Source organism: Streptomyces sp. NPDC044063 (assembly GCF_056434285.1).
This window is the reverse complement of record NZ_JBWKFM010000036.1, coordinates 33,994-55,625: the sequence shown is the minus strand read 5'-3', so window position 1 is coordinate 55,625 and position 21,632 is coordinate 33,994. Positions and strand designations below refer to the sequence as shown.

The window sequence follows — 21,632 nt, the reverse complement described above, 5'->3', positions numbered from 1 at the left end:
AGCAAACACGGGGCGCACGGCGAGTTCTCGCCGTCTTGGGTGAACCGGATGGTAGGGCCGCCGGGGCGCGCACGGCCTAGGCTCGCCCGCATGACAGGTCAGCTCTCGTTCCCCCGTCAGCACGCCCGCACCCAACGCTTCTCGCTCGGCGCGCCGCGCGCGTTCAGCGTGTCGCCGGACGCCGCGCGTGTCGTCTTCCTGCGCTCCCGTTCGGGCACCGACCGTACGAACGTCCTGTGGGTGCTCGACCTCGACGAGGGTCGCGAGTACCCGGCCGCCGATCCGCGGGTCCTGCTCGGCGGGGCCGACGAGGAGTTGTCGGCCGAGGAGCGGGCGCGTCGCGAGCGCAGCCGCGAGGGCTCGGCGGGGGTCGTGGGATACGCGGTGGACGCCACCGTGGAGTTGGCGGCGTTCGCCCTGTCGGGGCGGCTGTACGTCGCCGAGCTGCGCGGCGGCACGGCCCGCGAGCTGGTGGTGCCCGGCCCCGTCGCCGACCCCCGGCCCTCCCCGGACGGCCGCCGGGTGGCCTACGTCGCCGGTGGCGCCCTGCGGGTCGTGGCCGCCGACGGCACCGGTGACCGGGCGCTGGCCGAGCCGGCGACCGCCACCGAGACCTGGGGCCTGGCGGAGTTCGTCGCCGCCGAGGAGATGGACCGCTCGCGCGGCTTCTGGTGGTCGCCCGACGGTGACGCGCTGCTGGCCGCACGGGTCGACGACGCGCCCGTGCGCCGCTGGTGGATCGCCGACCCGGCCAACCCCGGCAGCGCGCCCGCCGAGGTCGCCTACCCCGCCGCCGGCACCCCGAACGCCGAGGTGTCGCTGTCCCTGCTGGGCCTCGACGGCTCCCGCAGGGACATCGCGTGGGACCGGGAGCGCTACCCCTACCTCGCCCGGGTCCACTGGTCGGCGGACGGCCCGCCGCTGCTCCTGGTTCAGACCCGCGACCAGCGGAACCAGGCATATCTTCAGGTCGACATCACCACGGGCGTCACGCGCACGCTGCACACCGACGCGGACCCGAAGTGGCTGGAACTCTTCGCTGGTGTGCCCGCATGGACGGCCGACGGCCGCCTCGTACGGATCACCGACGAGGACGGCGCGCGTGTCCTGGCCATCGGCGACCGGGTCCTGACGGGACCCCGGCTGCATGTGCGGACCGTGCTGGACATCGGCCCGGACGACGTACTGATCGCCGCGTCGGCCGGACCGGAGGCCGAGGACCCCGAGACCGGCGAGTGCCACGTCTACCGCGTCAACGAAGGAGGGGCGCAGCGGGTTTCGGAGGGGCCCGGCTGGCACTCGGCGGCACGCTCGGGCGCGGTGACCGTCCTCGCGTCGTCCTCCCTGGCCGGCCCCGGGGCGACCGTACGCGTCCTGCGCGACGGCAAGCGGGCCGCCACGGTGGCCTCGTACGCCGAGACGCCGGTGCTGACCGCCCGGCCCCGGATCACCCGGGCGGGCCGGCGCGGCATCCCGTGCGCCGTGCTGCTGCCCAGCGGCCACCGGGAGGGCGACGGCCCGCTGCCGGTGCTGATGGACCCGTACGGCGGCCCGCACGGCCAGCGCGTGGTGGCCGCGCACAACGCCCACCTGACCTCCCAGTGGTTCGCCGACCAGGGGTTCGCCGTGGTCGTCGCCGACGGCCGGGGCACCCCGCACACCTCCCCCGGCTGGGAGAAGGACATCCACGAGGACTTCGCGGGCACCACCCTCGACGACCAGGTCGAGGCGCTACGCGTGTTGGCCGCCCACCATCCGCTGGATCTGGAGCGGGTGGCCGTCCGCGGCTGGTCGTACGGTGGCTATCTGGCGGCCCTGGCGGTGCTGCGCCGTCCCGACGTCTTCCACGCGGCCGTCGCGGGCGCCCCCGTCACCGACTGGCGGCTCTACGACACCCACTACACCGAGCGCTATCTGGGGCACCCCGAGGAGCGGCCGGAGGTGTACGCGCGGAACTCGCTCGTCACCGACGACGGTTTGTCGTCGCCCGCGGAACAAACCCGTCCGCTGATGATCGTCCACGGTCTGGCGGACGACAACGTGGTCGCGGCGCACACCCTGCGGCTGTCCTCGGCCCTGCTGGCCGCGGGCCGTCCGCACGAGGTGCTGCCGCTGTCCGGGGTGACCCACATGACTCCCCAGGAGCAGGTCGCGGAGAACCTGCTGCTGCTCCAAGTCGACTTCCTGAAGCGTTCCTTGGGACTCCCGGCATCCACTGACCGACCCTGACGAGTGGTTGAGGGGACGGCGTGCTTGACGGTCGCTGTCAAGCACGCCGTGACCTCGATCTGCACAACCTTCGCTCAAGAAGGCGGGAAAGGCCGCGCCGCCCACCGCAGCCCCCTTGACTGCACTGTTCATCCATTGCGAAAGTCCGCTCAACCCAACCGCGTTCACGACTGCCGCGCAGGGCCGACGAGACTGACAGTGCGGGGGATCCACGCGATGCCGATGCCTTCTCAGACAGAGCCCCGTGAGCTCGTGGGCCGCTCCCCCGGACAGCTGATGCGGCGCCGCTTCCGGCGCGACCGCGCGGGGGTCGTCTCGGCGTACGTCGTCGCCTTCTTCTTCCTCCTCGCCCTCGCCGCGCCGCTGATCTCCAAGCTCTACGGCAAGGATCCGACGACCACGTACGGACTGGACGAGCCGGGCCTGCTGAACGAGTTCGGCTATCCGGTCGCGCCCAACGGCGGCATCTCCGGCCGCTTCTGGTTCGGCCTGGAGCCGACGATGGGCCGGGACGTGTTCACCCAGCTCGTCTACGGCATCCGCACCTCCCTGCTGATCGCCGCCGCCGCCACAGTGCTGTGCGTGCTGACGGGCGTCCTGATCGGGGTGACGGCGGGCTATCTGGGCGGCCGGACCGACTACTTCCTGGGCCGGTTCATCGACCTGCTGCTGGCCTTCCCGGCCCAGCTGTCGTTCATCGCCTTCACGCCCGTCGTCTACTCCCTCTTCGTCAGCCCCGGCAAGGAGACGCCGACCGCCCTGCGCGTGATCACCCTGATCCTGGTGCTGTGGGCGCTGGGCTGGATGGGTCTCGCGCGGCTGCTGCGCGGGCAGGTGCTGAGCCTGCGGGAGCGCGAGTTCGTGGAGGCGGCCAGGGTCACCGGCGCCTCGCCGTGGCGGATCATCACCCGGGAGCTGCTGCCCAATCTGTGGACGCCGATCCTGGTGCAGTCGACCCTGATGCTGCCGACGCTCGTGACGACCGAGGCGGGGCTGTCCTTCATCGGCGTGGGGATCATCGAGCCCACCCCGGACTGGGGCCGCATGTTCGCCGGTGGCGCCCGCTACTACGAGAGCGACGTGACGTACATCTTCTTCCCCGGCATGGCGATGATCGTCTTCGTCGTCGCCTTCAACCTGCTCGGGGACTCGGTCCGGGACGCGTTCGACCCGAAGACCCGGCGCTGAATGGTGACGACCGACAGCCAACGGACAGGCAGGTGCATCGACCCATGACCCCCACGTCGAGGTTCCGCAAAGCCCTCAGGGACAGAGGCCGTCCCACCGTCGTGGCGCTCGCGGCGGGCGCCGTGGTGCTCTCCGGATGCAGCAGCGGAGGGGGAGGCGGCGGTGGCCGGAGCGAGGGGCCGGGCGAGGACAAGACGACGTCCGCCAACTACTCCATCGGCACCAAGGCCGACTCCACCGGCCCCGCCCCCGCCGTCGCGGGCGCCCGCAAGGGCGGCACGATCGGCGTCCTCCAGCGCGACGCCTTCCAGCACCTCGACCCCGGGCAGATCTACTACATCGACGTCCTGACCAACCAGCTCCTCTACAACCGCACCCTCACCGCCTACAAGATCGACGACAAGGGCCGGGTCAAGGTCGTCGGGGATCTGGCCACCGACGCCGGCACGCCGTCGGACGGCGGGAAGACCTGGACGTTCACCCTCAAGGACGGGCTGAAGTTCGAGGACGGCTCCCCGATCACCGCCCGGGACGTGCGGTGGGGCATCGAGCGCCTCTACGCCTCGTACCAGTCCGACGGCCCTCTCTACATCCCGCAGTGGCTCTCCGGCGACGGCAACGACTTCCGCAAGGCGCTGCCCGACGGCCCGTACGACGGCAAGCACCTGCCCGCGTCCGTGCTCGACACCCCGGACGACAAGACGATCGTCTTCCACTTCCGCCGGCCGCACGCGGACACGCCCTTCGCCGCGGCGATGCCCAACGTAGGGGCCGTCAAGGCGGACAAGGACACCAAGCAGAAGTACGACAACGCGCCCTTCTCCTCCGGCCCGTACAAGGTCGGCGACTACAAGCCCGGCAAGTCGCTGACCCTGGTGCGCAACGAGCACTGGGACGCGCGGACGGACCCCGTCCGGCATCAGTACGCGGACCGGTTCGAGATCAGTTTCGGCCATCAGTACGCCGACTCCACCCGCCGTTTCCTCGCCGACCAGGGCTCGGACAGGACGACCCTCTCGTTCAGCAACGCCGTCGCCCCGGAGATGACGGAGAAGGTGCTGAACCAGTCCGACACCAAGACGCGCCGCCTGCTGGAGGTCCAGCCCTACGTCGACTACATGAGCTTCAACACCGACCGCCTCAAGGACGTCAGGGTCCGCAAGGCCCTCGCCTACGCCATGCCCAACGGCCAGATCCTGCAACAGAACGGCGGCGCCACCGGTGGAGTGATCGCCACCAACTACCTCTCCCCCGCCATGGACGGCTACCGCGCCACCGACCCGTACGGGAAGAAGGCCAAGCCCGCCGGCGACCCGGAGAAGGCCAAGGAGCTGCTGAAGGAGGCCGGGAAGGTCGGCCAGGAGATCGTCTACGCCTACGCCAACACCGACACCCAGCAGAAGGTGTCGGTCGTGGTGACGCAGGCGCTGGAGCGGGCCGGCTTCAAGGTCCAGAAGAAGGAGGTCGACGTCAACACCTGGCGCGCCGCGATCGCCGAGGTCAAGAACGGCTTCGACATCTACCGGACCTCCTGGGGCGCGGACTGGCCGGTCTCCTCGACCGTCGTGCCGCCGCTCTTCGACGGCCGGCAGATCGCCGACGGCGCCCAGAACTACGGCCATCTGAACGATCCCGCGGTCAACGCGGAGATCGACCGCGTCAACGCGATCCCCGACATCAAGCAGGCCGCACCCCAGTGGCAGAAGCTCGCCGACCAGGTCCTGGAGAAGGACGTGCCCGGCGTCCCCACCTTCTACAACCGGCAGTTCTCGCTGTGGGGCTCGGGCCTCGGCGGGGTCCGCTACCACCCGGTCTACGGCGGCGTGGACCCCACGGGCGTGTTCGTGAAGTAGGGACCCCTCCGACCCATGCTGAGATTCCTCGCCCGCCGCACGCTCGGCGCCCTCGTCATCGTCCTGCTCATCAGCGCGATCACGTTCTTCCTCTTCTTCGCGCTGCCCTCCGAGCCCGCGCTCATGTCCTGCGGCAAGAACTGCGGCCCGGACTCGATCGCCTCCATCAACAAGAACCTGGGGCTCGACCAGCCCGTGCCCGTCCAGTACTGGCACTACATGGCGGGCATCATCAGCGGCCGCGACCTCCCCGCCGGCCACTGCCCGGCGCCCTGCTTCGGCTACTCCTTCGCCAACCAGCAGCCGGTGTGGGAGACCATCGTCGACCGCTTCCCGACCACCCTGTCCATCGCGCTGGGCGGCGCGGCGGTGTTCCTCGTCGCCGGGGTCGGCATCGGCATGCTGGCCGCCGCCTTCCGGGGCACCTGGATCGACAAGCTGTTCAGTTCCTTCGCCCTGCTCGGCAACGCCCTGCAGATCTACTTCGTCGGGGTCATCGCGCTGGCCGCGCTGGTCAGCGGGTTGCACTGGATGGACAACCCGGCCTACTACCCGATCACCGAGGACCCGGTGAAGTGGTTCACCGGGATGATCATTCCCTGGCTGGTGCTCTCCATCATCTTCGTCGCGAGCTACAGCCGCATGACCCGCTCCCTGATGGTCGAGCAGCTCGCCGAGGACCACGTCCGCACCGCCCGCGCCAAGGGCATGGGACGGGGCACGGTCTTCTTCCGCTACGCCTGGCGGGGCGCGATGGCGCCGATCGTGACGATGTTCGGCATCGACCTCGGCTCGCTGTTCAGCGGGGCGATCATCACCGAGTTCACGTTCAGCCTCCACGGGCTGGGCCGGCTGGCCGTCTCGTCGGTGACCGGGATGGACCTGCCGACGCTGATGGCCGTGATGCTGGTGGGCTGCACCGCGATCGTCGTGGCCAACATCGTCGTCGACGCCGCGTACGCCCTGATCGACCCGCGCGTGCGGCTCGCGTAGAGCCGGGAACGGGAGCAGACCATGACGACGACGAGCACCGAGGGCGGGTCGATCGTGGGCTCGGGGCGGGACGAGGGCTCGGGGCGGGACGAGGCGTTCTTGTCCGTACGGGACCTCCACGTCCGCTTCACCACCGAGGACGGGGTCGTCCGGGCCGTCGACGGCCTGTCCTTCGACGTCCGGCGCGGCCGGACGCTGGGCATCGTCGGCGAGTCCGGCTCCGGCAAGTCCGTCACCAACCTCAGCGTGCTGGGACTGCACGACCCCCGCACCACCGAGATCCACGGCGAGATCCTCCTCGACGGACGGGATCTGACCCGGGCCCCGGAATCCGAACTGGAGAAGCTGCGCGGCGCCCGGATGGCCATGATCTTCCAGGACTCGCTGACCGCCCTCTCCCCCTACTACACCGTCGGCCGCCAGATCGCCGAGCCCTTCCGCAAGCACACCGGCGCCTCGCGGCGCGAGGCCCGGCTGCGGGCGGTCGAGATGCTGGACAAGGTCGGCATCCCCAACGCCCGGCTGCGGGTCGACGACTACCCGCACCAGTTCTCCGGCGGCATGCGCCAGCGCGCGATGATCGCCATGGCCCTGGTCTGCGACCCCGAGCTGCTGATCGCCGACGAGCCGACGACCGCGCTGGACGTGACGGTGCAGGCCCAGATCCTCGACCTGCTCAAGGACCTCCAGCAGCAGACGGGCACGGCGATCGTGCTGATCACCCACGACCTGGGGGTGGTGGCCGGCACCGCCGACGACGTCCTGGTGATGTACGCCGGCCGGGCCGTCGAGCGCGGCACGGCCCGGGAGGTCCTGCGCGCGCCCCGGCACCCGTACACCTGGGGCCTGCTGGCCTCGATGCCGCGCCTCGCCGCGCCCCTCGGCGAACCCCTCACCCCGATCCCGGGCAGCCCGCCGAGCCTGCTGGACCCACCGCCGGGGTGCCCGTTCCACCCGCGCTGCGGGTACGTGGCGGAGGTGGGGGGCGACAGGTGCCGGACGGAACGCCCGGTACTGCCGGAGGGCCGGGGGGCGGCGTGCCACCTGCGGCGGGTGGTGGAGGAGAGGGTGGCAGATGAGAAGTGACCGGCCTGTCGACCGACCCGCCGATCCGGCGGAGATCCTGGTGGCCGAGGGACTGACGAAGCACTTCCCGGTGATGGGCGGCTTCCCCGTACGGCGGAAGGTGGGTGCCGTACGGGCCGTGGACGGTGTCGACCTGGCGGTACGGGAGGGCGAGAGCTTCGGCCTGGTCGGCGAGTCGGGCTGCGGCAAGTCCACGACCGGCCGGCTGCTGACCCGCCTGCTGGAACCGACGGCGGGCCGCGTCCTCTACCGGGGCGAGGACATCACCCACGCGGACCGCAGACGACTGGCGCCCATCCGCTCCGAGATCCAGATGATCTTCCAGGACCCGTACTCGTCGCTGAACCCCCGCCACACCGTCGGCACGATCATCTCCGGCCCCATGGAGATCAACGGCATCAACCCGCCGGGCGGCCGGGAGGCCCGCGTCCGCGAACTCCTCGAAACCGTCGGTCTCAGCCCCGAGCACTACAACCGCTTCCCGCACGAGTTCTCCGGCGGCCAGCGCCAGCGCATCGGGGTGGCGCGCGCCCTGGCCCTCGAACCGAAGGTCATCGTCGCCGACGAACCGGTGTCGGCCCTGGACGTCTCCATCCAGGCCCAGGTGATCAACCTGCTCCAGCGCCTCCAGCGGGAGCTCGGCATCGCCTTCCTCTTCATCGCGCACGACCTGGCGGTGGTGCGCCACTTCTCGCAGCGGGTGGCGGTGATGTACCTGGGCAGGATCGTCGAGACGGGACCCCGCGAGGCCATCTACGACCGCCCCCGCCACCCGTACACGCACGCGCTGCTGTCGGCGGTGCCGGAGCCGGCGGACGCGGCTCCTGATGCGCGGAGGCCGGGCGGGCGCATCCGCCTGACGGGCGACGTCCCGTCCCCGCTCGACCCGCCCAGCGGCTGCCGCTTCCGCACGCGCTGCTGGAAGGCGCGCGACCGCTGCGCGGAATCCGAGCCGCCGCTGCGGCGGGCCGAGGGCAGCGGAGAGGACCATCTGACGGCCTGCTTCTTCCCGGAAGGGGCGCCGGAAGGGGCGCCGGAAGAGTCGCCGGCAGAGGAGGGGTGAGGCATCTGTGACAGGCTTGTTCCCGAATCTGTGGCCCGCGCCACAGCACGCGACGGGCGGCAGGTGATCGGCTCGTCGGATGTACTTCGTCGTTCTGTTGCTGCTCGGTCTGGCCGGGATCGTCGCGACCGTCTGGTCGGCCGCTCCGTGCGCCCTCACACCGTCGGGCGCGCGCCCGATGCTCCGTCACCAGGCGCGCGGAGCGGTGCGTTGACGTTCGCGGTACCGCTGGTCTGTGTGATGGTGCTGTGGTTCGCGCTGCGCGGGCTGTTCCGTGAGACGCGGGTGCCGCTGTGGTGGCGGGTGAGCTGGTTCGTGACGGCACCGCTGGCGCTGCTGCTCTGGCTGCACCTCGTCACGAACGCCCAGCCCTTCCTCTTCCCGGAGACGTCCCCCTGCCACCCGGGCGACCCCGACGACTACGGCTACCGCCTCTTCCCACCGGACTCGTACTGCGTCGGCTCGAACGGCACCCATCACACGGTCAACGGCCCGGTCGCGCAGTCGGTCTTCTGGATCTGCCTCACGAACAGCACGGTCCTGCTGCTGATCGGGCTGAACCGGACGGCGGCGGGGGCACGGGCGTGGTACCGGAGGCGCGGGGCGGCGACAAGGCCCTGAGGGGCTCGATCAGCCGAACCAGGCGATCTGGACGATGACGATGCGCTCTCGCCGTACATCCGTCAGGTAGGTGATCATCACGTGCTTCCCGCTCTCGAAGCGCAGTCCAGGACTGACCCCTTCGTACGACGCTCCGTCGAGAAAGACCATGGAGTCGCGCATCGCGATCGCCTGAGCCAAGAGCTCGGTCTCGGCGACGGCTTGAGGTGGAAGCCCGTTCGGAAGGTCATCGGGGTCGTACTCCCAATGCCAGTCAGCCACTCTCGACCTCACGGTGCGCCGCGCGAACGATCTCGCCGGCCTCTCGGACAGCCTGTTCCCGCACTGCCGCGTCCTCGCTGTCCATCGCGCGTTCCGCCTGGTGCAACCGCCGCGCGATCTGCGGGTGGCGCTCGATCTCGACGACCACGCCCCAACGCCGGTAGAACATCCGGATCGGAACGACGCTGCCCTCGTCGCCGGCTTGGACGAACACCTTCTGCATGTCCTCGAAGAACTCCGGCAGCCGCGACGGAGCGACCGCCGCCACGGCTTGGCGGAGGGCGGGAAGTGTCAAGGCGGGCTTGGGGATGAGCGGACCATCGCGGTCGGTGTGCTGTACGGTCATGCGCCATCTCTCTCGATCGCGGTTCGCTGGCAGCCCGCGGTCAGCATAGCGGCGCTGGAGGCCGAGCACGGGGGGCAACAATCCAGGTACCCGAGGGAGGGCCCAGTCGCCTCGGTGCGGCCTCGTGGCAAGCACTCCGCTGGACGGCAATTCGGGCAGGGAAACAGGATTCGCGGCGTCGGCAGACATAGAAAAGGCGCTCTCCAGAAGATCGCTTGACAACTCGACGGGGCGGCCACAGACAGTGATCATCTGCTGAATTTGAGTGCGGCTTCGGCGAGGCCGACAGCATGCCGATGAAGAGTAGGCATGTCTTCTGTGGAGAGATACGCAAGGTCAGCCTGCCACAGCGGCTGCCTGAGAACGGCCCGCAGGCTCGCGACGTCGCGAGTCCGGGACCCGGCCTTGGCACCGAGCAGGCTGTCGGTATGTCCGACGGCACGGCGATCTGTGCCCGCTGCCACGTCGAGAAAGCTATGGCCTTCATGCCGGCGCATGCAGCCGTCAGGCTGACACACAAGCGTGCCAAGATCGATCATGATGCCCATCGGGATCTCGACCACCGGTTGGCACTCTTCACCCGCCCGCACCAGGCGCATGAGCCTGGAGACCATTTCAGATCTCAATCCAGCCCCAAAGGCAGGTCGGCTACGCGTGCACCGCGCAAACCACTGCGCCTTCAAGGCTTCGCGCACTGCACGGCGAACGTGCTCATCCCCGACAGACCAGGTTTTCGCGACCGTGAGGGTCATCTCGGTGGCATTGGCTTGCAGAACTCCAGCGATGAAAGATCTTTCCCGCCGGTAGATCTCACGGACGACCAAGAGCTGCTCGCCCACTCGAGCCAAATGAGCGGGTGATGCGACCTTCAGGAAGTGCCTGATTTTTTGATTCACCCTGCCCCTTCCTCCGCGCCCGCGGAAGTCGACAGAAGTCCTCCAACCGCAGGCACCGGGGCTGACGGTGCGGAAAAATCTCGCATCCCGTCGCAGCTTCAGTGCACAGGGGCGAGAGAAGCGCCTGCCGCTCAGATGCGCAGCAGTGCCCGAAAAAGCGATCGAAAAATACATGCGTGTTCGACATCCCGTTACGTGGGCAGGGTGAATTCCGTCGAACACGCACTGCGAGTCTTACCGGAGGCGATAAGATCCAGGTGTGCTCGAGCGGGCCGTCAGCGCGGTCGTCTTGCAGCACTGACCGCCGTCCTGTACTGACCAAGGGCTACCAAACCGGGGCAGTGTACTGGACGGCGGTCGTCGCTTTTTGTCTTCAGTGTGCGGCTCTCACTTCACCTTCCATTGCCGGATGATGCGGTAGTGCACGCGAGAATGACCCGGAACACCGACCCTCGGCCTCCCGGAAGCCGGGACTTTCCCAAGGATTCCCTTCCCGCAGAGATAATCGAGACCTGCGCGTACCTTGTTCGTGTCGTCGTCGGATGCCTCTCCTTCGAGATGCTCAGCGACTTCACCGGCACTCCACGGGTCGTTCGGCCTCTTGGACATGATTTCCAGGAGCTGGAGCGACCGCTTGCCACTGATCGCGATAACACGCTCAGATGACCTGGGAGAGTGAGGTTTTGTTTCCGAAGACCGCGAATTATCCCGTGCCGATTGAGGCACTTCCTGAGATACCACGCGGAGTCTCGCGCCGCCCTCCCATTGAATGGAAGTAACACGCAGGGCGGCGGCTCGCTCCTCGACCCCTCGCAAGTCCTCAAGCACACTCTTGGCATCAGCTCGAGCTTCACGAACGCGGCGCACTTCTGCCTCTGCGGTGGCGATTGAGGCGCGTAGTTGTTCGAGTGTCGCCTCATGTGCATCGATCTGCTGATCGCACTGCAGCGAGAACGAATGCAGCCACCGCCCGAGATCGCCTCCGACTCCAGGAAGGTTCGCGTCGGTGGAACAGTCTGTGCTCGGCCTCATGCCGCACACCCTAGAGCTGATCATGCCCTGTTGTGAAATTCCAAGCGGGTGAATCGCAGGTCACCCCAAGGAAGGTCGCAGGAGAAACGATTAATCTGATTAAAACCTAGAGAAAATGTTCGAAATTCCGAACTGGAGTCTCACATGGCGGCGCAGCAATTTCTGAGTTGAGGAGAGCCCTTGTCTGTCGGCCTCCCGGCTCCGAAGAAGCTGGGTGGCTGAGCGCCCTCAGTCCACGGCGGCCCCCGGTGGTGCCGCCACCACCTCGCGTTCCTCCGCGTAGTGGCATGCCGAGGCGTGGGCCGTCGGGCCGCCGCCCTCGCGGAACCAGTCGGGGGTCTCCAGGGGCGGGACCTCCCGGGCGCATCTTTCCTGGGCCTTCCAGCAGCGGGTGCGGAAGCGGCAGCCGCTCGGCGGGTGGGCCGGGGACGGGACGTCGCCGGTCAGCAGGATTCTTCCGCGGCGTTCCCGCAGGGCCGGGTCGGGGACCGGGACGGCCGACAGCAGTGCCTGTGTGTACGGGTGTGTGGGGTGGTCGTAGATCTGGGTGTCCGTGCCGACCTCGGCCAGCCGGCCCAGGTACATCACCGCCACCCGGTCGGAGATGTGCCGGACGACCGACAGGTCGTGCGCGATGAACACGTACGACAGGCCGAACTGCTCCTGGAGCCGTTCCATCAGGTTGACCACCTGCGCCTGCACCGACACGTCCAGCGCCGAGACCGGTTCGTCGGCGACGATGATCTCCGGCCGCAGGGCCAGGCCGCGGGCGATGCCGATGCGCTGCCGCTGGCCACCCGAGAACTGGTGCGGATAGCGGTTGATGTGCTCGGGGTTGAGCCCGACCACGTCGAGCAGTTCCCGTACGCGCCGGCGCCGGTTGCCCCTCGGTGCCGCCTCGGGGTGGATCTCGAAGGGCTCGCCGACGATGTCGCCGACCGTCATACGGGGGTTGAGCGACGTGTACGGGTCCTGGAACACCATCTGGATGTTGCGGCGCACCGCCTTCAGTGCCCGGCCCGACAGTCCGGTGATGTCCTGTCCTTTGTAGAGGATCTGACCTGACGTCGGGCGTTCGAGGTTGACGAGCAGCTTGGCGACGGTGGACTTGCCGCAGCCGGACTCGCCGACGATGCCGAGGGTCTCCCCGCGCCGGAGGTCGAAGGAGACCCCGTCGACGGCATGGACGGCGCCGATCCGCTTCCTGATGAGGATGCCCCGGGTCAGCGGATAGTGCTTGACCAGGTCCCGTACCTCCAGGATCGCCTCGCCGTCGGCCCTCACCGCCGTACTCCGTCGTCCAGCCGTCCTCCGTCGTCGCCGCGGGCTCCCATGACGGTCTCCTTCCAGAAGTGGCAGGCGCTGGCGCGCCCCGGCGCCACGGCGAACAGGGGTGGCCGGTCCGTACGGCAGATGTCCTGGGCCAGGGGGCAGCGCGGGTTGAACGGGCAGCCCGCGGGGATGTCGGTGAGGCTGGGCGGCAGGCCCTTGATCGCGTACAGGTCGCGGCCCTTCCGGTCCAGGCGCGGGATCGATTCGAGCAGGCCGCGCGTGTACGGGTGGGCCGGTGTGGCGTAGAGGTCGTGGACGGGCGCGGTCTCGACGATGCGGCCCGCGTACATCACCGCGATCCGGTCGGCGACGTCGGCGACGACGCCGAGATCATGGGTGATGAGGACGAGACCCATGCGGTACTCGCGCCGGAGTTCCGCGAGCAGGTCCATGACCTGGGCCTGGACGGTGACGTCCAGGGCCGTCGTCGGCTCGTCCGCGATGATCAGATCGGGTTCCAGGGCCAGCGCCATCGCGATCATGATGCGCTGCCGCATACCGCCCGAGAACTGGTGCGGATAGTCCCGTACGCGCTCCTTCGCCGCCGGGATGCGCACCCGGTCCATCAGCTGGACCGCCCGGGCGCGGGCGTCCTTGCGGGTCATGCCCTGGTGGACCTCGTACATCTCGGCGAGCTGCGCGCCCACCGTCATCACGGGGTTCAGCGACGACAGCGCGTCCTGGAAGATCATGGCGAGCTTCGCGCCGCGCAGTCTGCGGCGGTGCTCCTCGCCCATGGTGAGGAGGTCCCTGCCCTTGAAGAGGACCTCGCCGCCGGTGACGAAGCCGGGGGGCGTATCGATGATGCCCATGACGGCCTGCGCGGTGACGGACTTGCCGGAACCCGACTCGCCCAGCACCGCCAGCGTCTCGCCCGCGCCCACGCTGTAGCTGACGCCGTTGACGGCCCTGGCCACGCCGTCGCGGGTGCGGAATTCGACGTGCAGGTCGCGGACTTCCAGCAGGGGCGTCGCCGGCTGCTCCATCTTCTTCGGGCTCCTCAGCGCAGCTTGGGGTCGAGGGCGTCGCGCACCGCGTCGCCGAGCATGATGAACGCGAGCACCGTGATGCTCAGGGCGCCCGCCGGCCACAGCAGCATGTGCGGGGCGTTGCGGATCTGGTTCGAGGCGTTGGAGATGTCGATCCCCCAGGAGACGGTGGGTGGTTTGAGGCCGACGCCGACGAACGAGAGGGTCGCCTCCAGGGCGATGTACGTACCGAGGGCGATGGTCGCAACGACGATCACCGGGGCGACGGCGTTGGGCGCGATGTGCCGCAGCAGCAGCCGGGTGTTGCCGGCGCCGAGCGCCCGGGCGGCCTGTACGTAGTCGTGCTGCCTGGCGCCGACGACGGACCCGCGGGCGATGCGGGAGATCTGCGGCCAACCCAGCAGCACGATGAACCCGACCACGGGCCACACGGACCCGCTGGGCACCACCGACAGGAACACCAGGCCGCCCAGGATGATCGGGATGCCGAAGAAGATGTCGGCGAGGCGGGAGAGCAGCGCGTCCCACCAGCTGCCGAAGTAGCCGGCCAGCCCGCCCAGGACGCCGCCCAGCAGGGCCGCCCCGGCGGTGGCGCAGACGCCGACGGTGATCGAGGCCCGCGCCCCGTAGACCGTACGGGTGTAAACGTCGCAGCCCTGGGCGTCGTAGCCGAAGGGGTGGCCGGGCTGGGAGCCCTCCTGGGCCTTGGCCAGGTCGCAGCTGAGCGGGTTGCCACTCGCGATCAGCTGCGGCCATACGGCGATCAGCACGAGGAAGACGATGACGAGCGCGGAGACGACGAAGACGGGGTTGCGGCGCAGGTCGTGCCAGGCGTCGGACCACAGGCTGCGGGCCTTGCCGCTCCTGGTGCCGCCGGGGATCGGGCCGCCTTCGAGCGTCTCGGCGTCGCTGGTGGCCAGGGACATGGCCCCGCCGCCGCCCGGGGTGATCGTGTCCATGGCCTCGAGGGGCACGCCGTCGGAGGCGATGCCGCCGGAGGGGATACCTCCGGAGGGGATACCTCCGGGGGACAGGCCGTCGGGCGGCGCGGCGTCGTGGGGACCGGGCTCAGGCATAGCGGATCCTCGGGTCGAGCACGGCGTAGAGGAGGTCGACGAGCAGGTTCGCCACCAGGAAGACGATGACCAGGATGGTCACGAACCCGACGACGGTCGGTGAGTTCTGGCGCAGGACGCCTTGGTAGAGCTGGTAGCCGACGCCGTGGATGTTGAAGATCCGCTCGGTGACGATGGCCCCGCCCATCAGCGCCCCGATGTCGGTGCCGATGAAGGTGACGACGGGGATGAGGGAGTTGCGCAGGAGGTGCCGGGTGACGACGCGGTGCCGGGGCAGTCCCTTGGCGACGGCGGTACGGAGGTAGTCGGCGCGGGAGTTCTCGGTGATGGACGTGCGGGTCAGCCGGGTGACGTACGCCAGCGAGGTCAGCGCCAGCACCATGCCCGGCAGCAGCAGCTCGTCGAAGGGCGCTTCGGGCGAGACGGACGGGGAGACCACCGCCCACTTCACGCCGAAGAGGTACTGGAGCACATAGCCGCTGACGAAGGTCGGGATGGAGACCACGACCAGCGTGAGGAGCAGGACGGAGGTGTCCAGCGAGCGGCCGCGGCGCAGCCCGCTGAGGAGGCCGAGGGTGATGCCGATGGCGATCTCGAAGACGATCGCCACCAGCGTCAGGCGCAGCGTGACCGGGAAGGCGTCGCCCATCAGCTCCAGGACGTCCTCACCGTTGAAGGCGGTGCCGAAGTTGCCGGTGAGGATCTGGCCCATGTAGTGGAGGTATTGCTTCCAGAGCGGTTCGTCGAGGTAGAGGTCCGCGCGGATGCGTGCGGCGGTCGCGGGGTCGGGGGCCTTGTCGCCGAAGAGCGCGGCGACGGGGTCGCCGAGGGCGTAGACCATGATGAAGATCAGGAACGTGCTGCCGATGAACACGGGGATCATCTGGAGCAGCCGCCGGATCACATACCGTCCCATGCAGGCCAGGGCCTTTCCGGTGCGTACGGACGTCTTCGCTGCGGGAACCGACTACTTCACGGTGATCCGTTCGTAGACGGGCACGCTGAAGGGGTTGAGCTCCACGTTCGTGATGTTCTCGGAGTAGCCGGCGCTGCCGTTCTGGTACCAGAGCGGGATGGCCGGCATCTGCTCGGCGAGGATGCGTTCGGCGTCCTGGAACGTCGCGACGGCCTTGGCCGTGTCCGCCTCGGCGTTGGCCTCGTCGACCAGCCGGTCGAACTGGGCGTCGCTGAACTTGCCGAAGTTGGACGAGGCGCCCGTGTAGTAGAGGGGCTGGAGGAAGTTCTGGATCAGCGGGTAGTCCATCTGCCAGCCGGAACGGAACATGCTGGTCATGCGCTGCTCGGCGACCTGGTTGCGGAAGTCCGCGAAGGTCCCGACCGGGTTGACCGTGCAGGCCTGGTCGTTGCCCAGCACGTTGTTGATGCTGTTGCAGACGGCGTCCATCCACAGGCGGTGCGAGCCGTTGTCGACGTTCGAGGTGATGGTGACCTTCCCGCCGGGCAGCCCGCCGCCCTCCTGGATCAGCCGCCGGGCCTCGCCGGGGTCGTACGTGCAGACGGGACCGCACAGGCCGGCCTTGAAGCCGCCCTTCTCGCCGAGTACGGGCGAGGTCCAGTCGGTGGCCGGGGTACGGGTCCTGCGGTAGATCTGGTCGGTGATCTGGTCCCGGTTGACGGCCATGGACAGACCGCGGCGGACCTTCTCCATCCCGGCCCTGGACCAGTTCGGGTCGTACATCGGGAAGACGAGGGTCTGGATGATCCCGGCGGGCTGGTTGATGTAGCGGTCGCCGAGGTCCGCCTTGACGTTCTTCAGCTGGGCGCTGGGGATGTCGTCGACGAGGTCGAGGTTCCCGGCCTGGAGGTCGGTGTAGGCGGTGTTGTTGTCGGTGTAGACGCGCAGCTCGACGCCGCTGTTGCGGGACTTGTCCGGGCCGGGGTAGCCGTCCCACTTCGACAGCCGCATCTGAGAGCCCCGGGTGTACGAGTCGACCAGGTACGGGCCGTTGCCGACCGGCCGCTTGAGCCAGGCGGCGTGGTCGTCGAAGAAGGCCCGGGGCAGTGGGGCGAAGGCGTTGTAGCCGAGGGTGTCCGGCCAGGTGGAGAACTTGGTGCGCAGCTTGACGGTGAATGTGTGCTCGTCCTTCACCACCAGGCCGGACATGGTGGTGGCGGTCGGCTCGCCGGTGGCCGGGTGGACGGCGCCGTAGCCCTCGATGTCCTGGAAGAAGGGGGCGTTCTTCTGCTTGTTGCCCGCCACGGCGGCGTAGTTCCAGGCGTCGACGAAGGACTTCGCGGTGACCTTCTCGCCGTTGCTGAAGGTCCAGCCGTCCTTCACGGTGATGGTGAAGTTCTGCTGGTCGGGACTCTCGATGCTCTCGGCGAGCATGTTCTGGGCGGCGCCGGTCCCGGGGTCGTAGTACTTGAGCCCCCGGAAGATCATGGAGAGCACCTTGCCGCCCTGCACCTCGTTGGTGTTGCCGGGCTCCAGCGGGCTCTGCGGGTCGCCCCAGGAGGACCGCACGGTCCCGTCCCCCGTGGCGGAGCCGCCCCCACCGCACCCGGCGGCGGCCAGCAGCACACCCCCCACCGCGCAGACGGCCAGCCCGGCCCTGGCGCGTGCCCCGGCTCCTCCACCGGCACGCGTGCGTCCACGCATGGGCTGCCCTCCTCGTCCCCTGAGTCGCGTTCTGCCCCAAATGACACCTTATGAGGTGATGTGAGGAAGGGCGCGAAGCGCGCGTGGGGGGATAAACCGCCCGGATGTATGAGCCCGTATGCGTGAGTGGGGGCGGGCCCTGGCCGGGGACGGACAGGGCCCGCCGCGGGCTGAGGCCGCTCAGCCCACGTGCGCCTCCCGCAGATGGACGCCCATGACCTCGGTCATCCGGACGGCCTCCGCCCGGTCCCCGGCCCGGAGGGCCCGGTACCGGCGCCGCTTGATGCTCCAGCAGGCCTCGCACCGGGGGTACGGGGTCACCGGCTCGGGCCGGCAGACCGCCTGCCGGCTACGCCGATTGGCCTCCAGCGCTCGCGCGCGCAGTACGTCCCGCCCGGACGCGGGACGGAGATCGGCCATCGGAGCCTCCCACTCACGCCCGCCACCGGGTGCGCGCAGCGTGACCCGCTTCCCCGCGAGGGACAGGACCTCACTGATCCGGTCCCGCGCGGTGTCGTGCACCAGGGTTCCGACCGGCACCGAGTCGGTCATCGGCCCTCCTTGGCGAGGGGGCGGATGTCGATGCCGCGGGAACTGACCCAGGCGAAGGCGGTGGGGACGGAGGCGGGCAGGGCCGGGTGCGTTCGCGGGGCTCGGGAGACCTGTCGTGGCTGAGGGCGGGCGCTGACGGCCCTCAGCCACGTGAACCAGCGAAAGTTAGACTTCGTCATGTCGACGCTCCTGAAGCAGCGTTGGCCAGGCCCCGGGACCGTTGCAGCGGTCGCCGGGGTTCCGTGTTGCCTGGAGGCTAGCGGAGGCGTAGCAGGTATTGCAGCCGTATCAGCCGTACTAGGTACCTCATGCCTCGACTAGGACGCGATGGTGTGCGTAGCGTGCTCATGTGATCGAATTCGCACCGGACATTCCACGCTGGCGTCAGGTCGCCGAAATCATTCGACAACGCATCAAGGACGGTACGTACCCGCCCCGTTCACGCGTGCCGTCCGTCGTCAAACTCATGGAGGAGTTCGGTATCGCCACGGCGACGAGCCAGAAGGTGTTCAACGCGCTGCGAGCCGAAGGGCTCATCTACACGGAGCCGGGTATGGGATCGTTCGTGTCCAAGGACCCACATGGCCGGTGAGACCCGCCTGCGGAGGTGCGGAGACGGATGGCGTGGCCGAAGGCGGTCAGGGACCGGCTGAAGACCGGTGGCGACCAGGAGAACGTGCACAGCTACCCGTACCGGTCCGCGTGTCCGTCGACCGTATGGGGTGAGCTCATCGCCGACGCGACGACCGATCTGTTCTTCGGCGGGTACACGTCGTACTTCCTGTGGACCCAGGTTCCGGCACTGCCCGAGCTGCTCCGCCGCAAGGCGGAAGGCGGCTGCCACGTCCGTTTCCTGATCGGTGATCCCGAGGGCGCGGTGACCCGTCAGCGGGAAGAGATCGAGGACGTGACCCTGACCGTGTCGACGCGGATCCGGATGACGCTGGAGCAGCTGGCGAGGATGGGCGAGCTCGACGGCCTGGAGGCACGCTTCTCCACACCCACCGACGCCACGAACCACGTCTCGTTGTCCGTCTTCCGCTTCGACGACGAGGCGCTCGTCACGCCCCACCTCGCTCGGCAGGTCGGCCACGACTCGCCGCTGCTGCATCTGCGTCGGCGGGGCGACGGCGGCATGTTCTTCCGTTTCATGGAGCACGCGGAGGAACTCTGGTCCCGCGGCGGTCCGATCGCGTGAGCCCTTGGGAGGGGCCCCTCCCAAGGGGACGGGCAGCCGGGGCTGATGCGTCAGATGACGGTGACCGGGGTGGCGGGGGCCACCGCCCCGTTGTCGATGACCAGAAGGAGATCGCCCACGGTCGCGTCCCGGCCGAGGCCGAGCTCCGATACCGGCCGTGCCCCCGGCGTCTCACGTGGGGAGATGGGGGTCAGGCGCAGTTCGCGCTCTCTGCCTTGGCAGGCGAGGATCACCCAGGTGTCGTCGCTGCGGATGCATGACGCCACCGTTTCCAGCCGGTCGGGCAGCGCGGCGCAGATGATCGCGAGCCGTGGATGGTCCCTCCAGGGGAACGCCGAAAGCATCGTCCCCAGGACGTCGGGGGCGGCGAGCATGGCTTCCAGGAGTCGTTCGACGAGCGCCCGGTCGGCCGAACGGTCGTCATCCTGGGCGGCCGGCACGAAGCGTACGATCGGCAGTCCGTCGTCCAGCACCTGCTGCCAGCGCGGCAGCATGAAGTCGATGTGCAGGGCGTCTTCGCGGGTCGCCCCCGCTCCGCCGACACCTTCACCGATCTCCGCCAGCCAGGCGTTGATCTCGGCCCAGCGCCAGACGAGGGAACGCCCGACAGTGCCCTCGGGAGCGGGGAACGGGGCCGCGTTCCCGTGGCGCTCGCCGTTCACCCACTGAAGGACGTTCTGGCGTGTCCGGCCGACCCGCCGGGCGATCTCCCCCACGCCGACCAGGTCCGGATCCAGCCTCAGCAGGCGTAGCTGCGGCAACTCCCGCCGCAGTCGTACGACCAGGCGATTGGCCGCGTCGACGGCGCTGTCGCCGACCTCGGACACATCGAGCAGGTGCTTGCCCCGGTGATGAGTGAGCAACCCGTCGAACTCGTCGAACACGATGCCGACCGCCACGTCGTCATCCACGTTGATGCCGCTCACGACGAAGAGAAACTCATACTCCATCGAGACCCTCGACCCCCCAGATCGTGTACTCGCCAGCCCCAGTGCCCCTCCTTCCGCAGGATCCATCCGGCGGCAACAAGCCGCTTGAGGACCTGGCGGATCTCCTTGTCCTGATGATCCGCGGGTGACACCTCGCGACCGACCATCCACCATCCCCCAACGTTCGCGCCTACGTTCGCCACTTCGTCGCCTGCCGCCGCAGTGGTAGCCCACCGTCAACCCTGCGTGAACGCGAGACTACCCCCGACGTAGGACAATCGGCGAAATCGCTTGGCGGGTAAGAGGTTTGAGGAGCCGGAGGTCAAACGGACGTGCGATGGATTCCGCTCCGCCTTCGCTCAGCCACCCAGCTTCTTCGGGGCCGGGAGGCCGCCGCCGAGGTGGGTGGGGTCGGGGAGGGGGGCCGCGTCGGCGGTCCTGGTGAAGGTGTCCTTCCGGCCGCTCCCCCAGGAGACGACCAGGGTCTTGCCCGCGGTGGACTCGATCGTGCCCGCCGTGCGGTCGGTGTTGCCGTCGGCGCAGCGGAGGGCGAGGGTCACGGGGGCATGCTCCCCGCGGACGTCGCCGGTGCAGGCGCGCTTGCCGTTGTCGCTGAAGAGGACGGCCTTGCCCCGGTCGATGGACAGGCCCACGGGGCCGTCGGCGGACCGGGCGGCGTAGGTGCCGTCGAGGGGCGCGCCGTCGCCGGACGGCGCCGGGGAGCGCGGGGCGGTGGCGGACGGCCCCGCGGCACTGGGACCGCTCGTGGCGTCCTCGCCCCCGCCGGACCCGCCGCCGGAGCACCCGGCCGTCAGTGCCACGACCACCAGGGCCACTCCGGCCGCCTTCGCCACTCCGCGCACGATTCCCCCACCCTGTCCGGTGACATGTGCTCAGAAGCTAACACCAAAGTAGTTGCCAGACCCACCTATTACCGTCGCCGTCGGCTGGCTCACATCACCTGGACCGTGACGAGCTTGCCCCTGCTTCCCAGCCGGTCCAGGAGGTGCCGGATGTCGTCCGGGTCCGATGTGACGACGGCGGCCGCCGACCGGGCGGCGAGCACCGCCACGGCACCGTCCGCGGGGTCGGCGGTCCCGGACTCGCCGAGCAGCTCCCCGATCTCCCGGGCGAGCCCTTCGTCCAGGGCCGGTACGTCGCACCCCTTCAGCAGCTGGGCGAGGCGCGCCTGGCGGGCGCCGTCCCGCCAGACCTGTGCGACGACCGGAGCGGGGACCTGGGGGACGCCGCCCGCCATCAGATAGGCCCGGTGGGCGCGCCAGGCCCTGGCCTGGGACCGCTCGGCCGCGATCAGCATTCCGGCGTCGTAGACGACGGCACGCAAGGCACTCATCCCGCTCCCCCGTC

24 protein-coding genes are annotated in these 21,632 nt (G+C 69.3%); 10 read left to right on the top strand and 14 right to left on the bottom strand.

Annotation, left to right across the window (positions count from 1 at the left end; all coding sequences use genetic code 11):
* The first annotated feature begins 90 nt into the window (after positions 1-90).
* From AC07BS_RS30920 to AC07BS_RS30885, 8 genes are all read left to right on the top strand, one after another.
* Positions 91-2,229 (top strand): S9 family peptidase, encoded by a 2,139-nt coding sequence (locus tag AC07BS_RS30920; protein ID WP_478935157.1) that lies wholly within the window; start codon positions 91-93, stop codon positions 2,227-2,229.
* Between the two features lie 216 nt (positions 2,230-2,445).
* Positions 2,446-3,417: an ABC transporter permease gene (locus AC07BS_RS30915; protein ID WP_478642874.1), complete on the top strand. Its 972-nt coding sequence runs from the start codon at positions 2,446-2,448 to the stop codon at positions 3,415-3,417.
* Positions 3,418-3,461: 44 nt separating this feature from the next.
* Positions 3,462-5,270, top strand: a complete 1,809-nt coding sequence (locus AC07BS_RS30910; RefSeq protein WP_478935156.1) for an ABC transporter substrate-binding protein — start codon at positions 3,462-3,464, stop codon at positions 5,268-5,270.
* A 15-nt stretch (positions 5,271-5,285) separates the two neighbouring features.
* On the top strand, positions 5,286-6,263 hold the full coding sequence (locus AC07BS_RS30905) for an ABC transporter permease (protein WP_478935155.1): 978 nt from the start codon (positions 5,286-5,288) through the stop codon (positions 6,261-6,263).
* A gap of 21 nt (positions 6,264-6,284) precedes the next feature.
* Complete coding sequence (locus AC07BS_RS30900; RefSeq protein WP_478935154.1) at positions 6,285-7,349, top strand: ABC transporter ATP-binding protein; 1,065 nt, start codon at positions 6,285-6,287, stop codon at positions 7,347-7,349.
* The gene (locus AC07BS_RS30895) at positions 7,339-8,412 is read left to right on the top strand and encodes an ABC transporter ATP-binding protein (protein WP_478642881.1); all 1,074 of its coding nucleotides are present in this window, start codon (positions 7,339-7,341) and stop codon (positions 8,410-8,412) included. Before AC07BS_RS30900 ends, AC07BS_RS30895 begins: the two co-directional genes overlap by 11 nt.
* Positions 8,413-8,491: 79 nt before the next feature.
* Positions 8,492-8,626, top strand: a complete 135-nt coding sequence (locus tag AC07BS_RS30890) for a hypothetical protein (RefSeq protein WP_478935153.1) — start codon at positions 8,492-8,494, stop codon at positions 8,624-8,626.
* Positions 8,623-9,033, top strand: coding sequence for a hypothetical protein (locus AC07BS_RS30885; RefSeq protein WP_478935152.1), 411 nt, complete (start codon positions 8,623-8,625; stop codon positions 9,031-9,033). Before AC07BS_RS30890 ends, AC07BS_RS30885 begins: the two co-directional genes overlap by 4 nt.
* Positions 9,034-9,042: 9 nt before the next feature.
* On the opposite strand, the gene AC07BS_RS30880 is transcribed toward AC07BS_RS30885, so the two are convergent.
* From AC07BS_RS30880 to AC07BS_RS30830, 11 genes are all read right to left on the bottom strand, one after another.
* On the bottom strand, positions 9,043-9,294 hold the full coding sequence (locus tag AC07BS_RS30880; protein ID WP_478935151.1) for a hypothetical protein: 252 nt from the start codon (positions 9,292-9,294) through the stop codon (positions 9,043-9,045).
* On the bottom strand, positions 9,287-9,640 hold the full coding sequence (locus AC07BS_RS30875) for a hypothetical protein (RefSeq protein ID WP_478935150.1): 354 nt from the start codon (positions 9,638-9,640) through the stop codon (positions 9,287-9,289). The genes AC07BS_RS30880 and AC07BS_RS30875 overlap by 8 nt, the downstream gene beginning before the upstream one ends.
* Positions 9,641-9,888: 248 nt before the next feature.
* A complete protein-coding gene (locus AC07BS_RS30870; protein ID WP_478935149.1) occupies positions 9,889-10,536 on the bottom strand; it encodes a hypothetical protein in 648 nt (215 codons plus the stop codon).
* Between the two features lie 387 nt (positions 10,537-10,923).
* A complete protein-coding gene (locus AC07BS_RS30865; protein WP_478935148.1) occupies positions 10,924-11,568 on the bottom strand; it encodes a hypothetical protein in 645 nt (214 codons plus the stop codon).
* Between the two features lie 228 nt (positions 11,569-11,796).
* Complete coding sequence (locus AC07BS_RS30860; RefSeq protein WP_478935147.1) at positions 11,797-12,852, bottom strand: ABC transporter ATP-binding protein; 1,056 nt, start codon at positions 12,850-12,852, stop codon at positions 11,797-11,799.
* Positions 12,849-13,886, bottom strand: coding sequence for an ABC transporter ATP-binding protein (locus AC07BS_RS30855; RefSeq protein WP_478935146.1), 1,038 nt, complete (start codon positions 13,884-13,886; stop codon positions 12,849-12,851). Before AC07BS_RS30855 ends, AC07BS_RS30860 begins: the two co-directional genes overlap by 4 nt.
* A gap of 14 nt (positions 13,887-13,900) precedes the next feature.
* Positions 13,901-14,965: an ABC transporter permease gene (locus AC07BS_RS30850; protein ID WP_478642887.1), complete on the bottom strand. Its 1,065-nt coding sequence runs from the start codon at positions 14,963-14,965 to the stop codon at positions 13,901-13,903.
* Positions 14,958-15,881 (bottom strand): ABC transporter permease, encoded by a 924-nt coding sequence (locus AC07BS_RS30845; RefSeq protein WP_478642890.1) that lies wholly within the window; start codon positions 15,879-15,881, stop codon positions 14,958-14,960. The genes AC07BS_RS30850 and AC07BS_RS30845 overlap by 8 nt, the downstream gene beginning before the upstream one ends.
* Positions 15,882-15,932: 51 nt before the next feature.
* The gene (locus tag AC07BS_RS30840) at positions 15,933-17,585 is read right to left on the bottom strand and encodes a peptide ABC transporter substrate-binding protein (RefSeq protein ID WP_478642893.1); all 1,653 of its coding nucleotides are present in this window, start codon (positions 17,583-17,585) and stop codon (positions 15,933-15,935) included.
* A 180-nt stretch (positions 17,586-17,765) separates the two neighbouring features.
* Entirely contained in the window at positions 17,766-18,137 is a 372-nt protein-coding gene (locus AC07BS_RS30835; RefSeq protein WP_478935145.1) for a hypothetical protein, read from the bottom strand.
* Entirely contained in the window at positions 18,134-18,316 is a 183-nt protein-coding gene (locus tag AC07BS_RS30830; RefSeq protein WP_478935144.1) for a hypothetical protein, read from the bottom strand. The genes AC07BS_RS30835 and AC07BS_RS30830 overlap by 4 nt, the downstream gene beginning before the upstream one ends.
* Before the next feature lie 170 nt (positions 18,317-18,486).
* On the opposite strand from AC07BS_RS30830, the gene AC07BS_RS30825 reads away from it, so the two are divergent.
* Both AC07BS_RS30825 and AC07BS_RS30820 read left to right on the top strand, forming a co-directional pair.
* Positions 18,487-18,729, top strand: coding sequence for a winged helix-turn-helix domain-containing protein (locus AC07BS_RS30825; protein ID WP_478642896.1), 243 nt, complete (start codon positions 18,487-18,489; stop codon positions 18,727-18,729).
* Between the two features lie 27 nt (positions 18,730-18,756).
* Positions 18,757-19,335, top strand: coding sequence for an XRE family transcriptional regulator (locus AC07BS_RS30820; RefSeq protein WP_478935143.1), 579 nt, complete (start codon positions 18,757-18,759; stop codon positions 19,333-19,335).
* Positions 19,336-19,385: 50 nt separating this feature from the next.
* On the opposite strand, the gene AC07BS_RS30815 is transcribed toward AC07BS_RS30820, so the two are convergent.
* The 3 genes from AC07BS_RS30815 to AC07BS_RS30805 all read right to left on the bottom strand — a co-directional run bounded on the left by AC07BS_RS30815 (position 19,386) and on the right by AC07BS_RS30805 (position 21,618).
* On the bottom strand, positions 19,386-20,285 hold the full coding sequence (locus AC07BS_RS30815) for a helix-turn-helix transcriptional regulator (protein ID WP_478935142.1): 900 nt from the start codon (positions 20,283-20,285) through the stop codon (positions 19,386-19,388).
* 338 nt (positions 20,286-20,623) lie between these two features.
* Complete coding sequence (locus AC07BS_RS30810) at positions 20,624-21,127, bottom strand: hypothetical protein (protein ID WP_478642900.1); 504 nt, start codon at positions 21,125-21,127, stop codon at positions 20,624-20,626.
* Positions 21,128-21,216: 89 nt separating this feature from the next.
* Positions 21,217-21,618 (bottom strand): twitching motility protein PilT, encoded by a 402-nt coding sequence (locus AC07BS_RS30805; RefSeq protein WP_478935141.1) that lies wholly within the window; start codon positions 21,616-21,618, stop codon positions 21,217-21,219.
* Positions 21,619-21,632 lie beyond the last annotated feature (14 nt).

Coding starts and splice junctions, on each gene's coding strand:
- AC07BS_RS30900 (WP_478935154.1), top strand. CDS start 6,285: ATGACGACGACGAGCACCGAGGGCGGGTCGATCGTGGGCTCGGGGCGG.
- AC07BS_RS30805 (WP_478935141.1), bottom strand. CDS start 21,618: ATGAGTGCCTTGCGTGCCGTCGTCTACGACGCCGGAATGCTGATCGCG.
- AC07BS_RS30850 (WP_478642887.1), bottom strand. CDS start 14,965: ATGCCTGAGCCCGGTCCCCACGACGCCGCGCCGCCCGACGGCCTGTCC.
- AC07BS_RS30875 (WP_478935150.1), bottom strand. CDS start 9,640: ATGACCGTACAGCACACCGACCGCGATGGTCCGCTCATCCCCAAGCCC.
- AC07BS_RS30855 (WP_478935146.1), bottom strand. CDS start 13,886: ATGGAGCAGCCGGCGACGCCCCTGCTGGAAGTCCGCGACCTGCACGTC.
- AC07BS_RS30890 (WP_478935153.1), top strand. CDS start 8,492: ATGTACTTCGTCGTTCTGTTGCTGCTCGGTCTGGCCGGGATCGTCGCG.
- AC07BS_RS30830 (WP_478935144.1), bottom strand. CDS start 18,316: ATGACGAAGTCTAACTTTCGCTGGTTCACGTGGCTGAGGGCCGTCAGC.
- AC07BS_RS30845 (WP_478642890.1), bottom strand. CDS start 15,881: ATGGGACGGTATGTGATCCGGCGGCTGCTCCAGATGATCCCCGTGTTC.
- AC07BS_RS30865 (WP_478935148.1), bottom strand. CDS start 11,568: ATGAGGCCGAGCACAGACTGTTCCACCGACGCGAACCTTCCTGGAGTC.
- AC07BS_RS30895 (WP_478642881.1), top strand. CDS start 7,339: ATGAGAAGTGACCGGCCTGTCGACCGACCCGCCGATCCGGCGGAGATC.
- AC07BS_RS30835 (WP_478935145.1), bottom strand. CDS start 18,137: ATGACCGACTCGGTGCCGGTCGGAACCCTGGTGCACGACACCGCGCGG.
- AC07BS_RS30840 (WP_478642893.1), bottom strand. CDS start 17,585: ATGCGTGGACGCACGCGTGCCGGTGGAGGAGCCGGGGCACGCGCCAGG.
- AC07BS_RS30815 (WP_478935142.1), bottom strand. CDS start 20,285: ATGGAGTATGAGTTTCTCTTCGTCGTGAGCGGCATCAACGTGGATGAC.
- AC07BS_RS30905 (WP_478935155.1), top strand. CDS start 5,286: ATGCTGAGATTCCTCGCCCGCCGCACGCTCGGCGCCCTCGTCATCGTC.
- AC07BS_RS30915 (WP_478642874.1), top strand. CDS start 2,446: ATGCCGATGCCTTCTCAGACAGAGCCCCGTGAGCTCGTGGGCCGCTCC.
- AC07BS_RS30920 (WP_478935157.1), top strand. CDS start 91: ATGACAGGTCAGCTCTCGTTCCCCCGTCAGCACGCCCGCACCCAACGC.
- AC07BS_RS30910 (WP_478935156.1), top strand. CDS start 3,462: ATGACCCCCACGTCGAGGTTCCGCAAAGCCCTCAGGGACAGAGGCCGT.
- AC07BS_RS30820 (WP_478935143.1), top strand. CDS start 18,757: ATGGCGTGGCCGAAGGCGGTCAGGGACCGGCTGAAGACCGGTGGCGAC.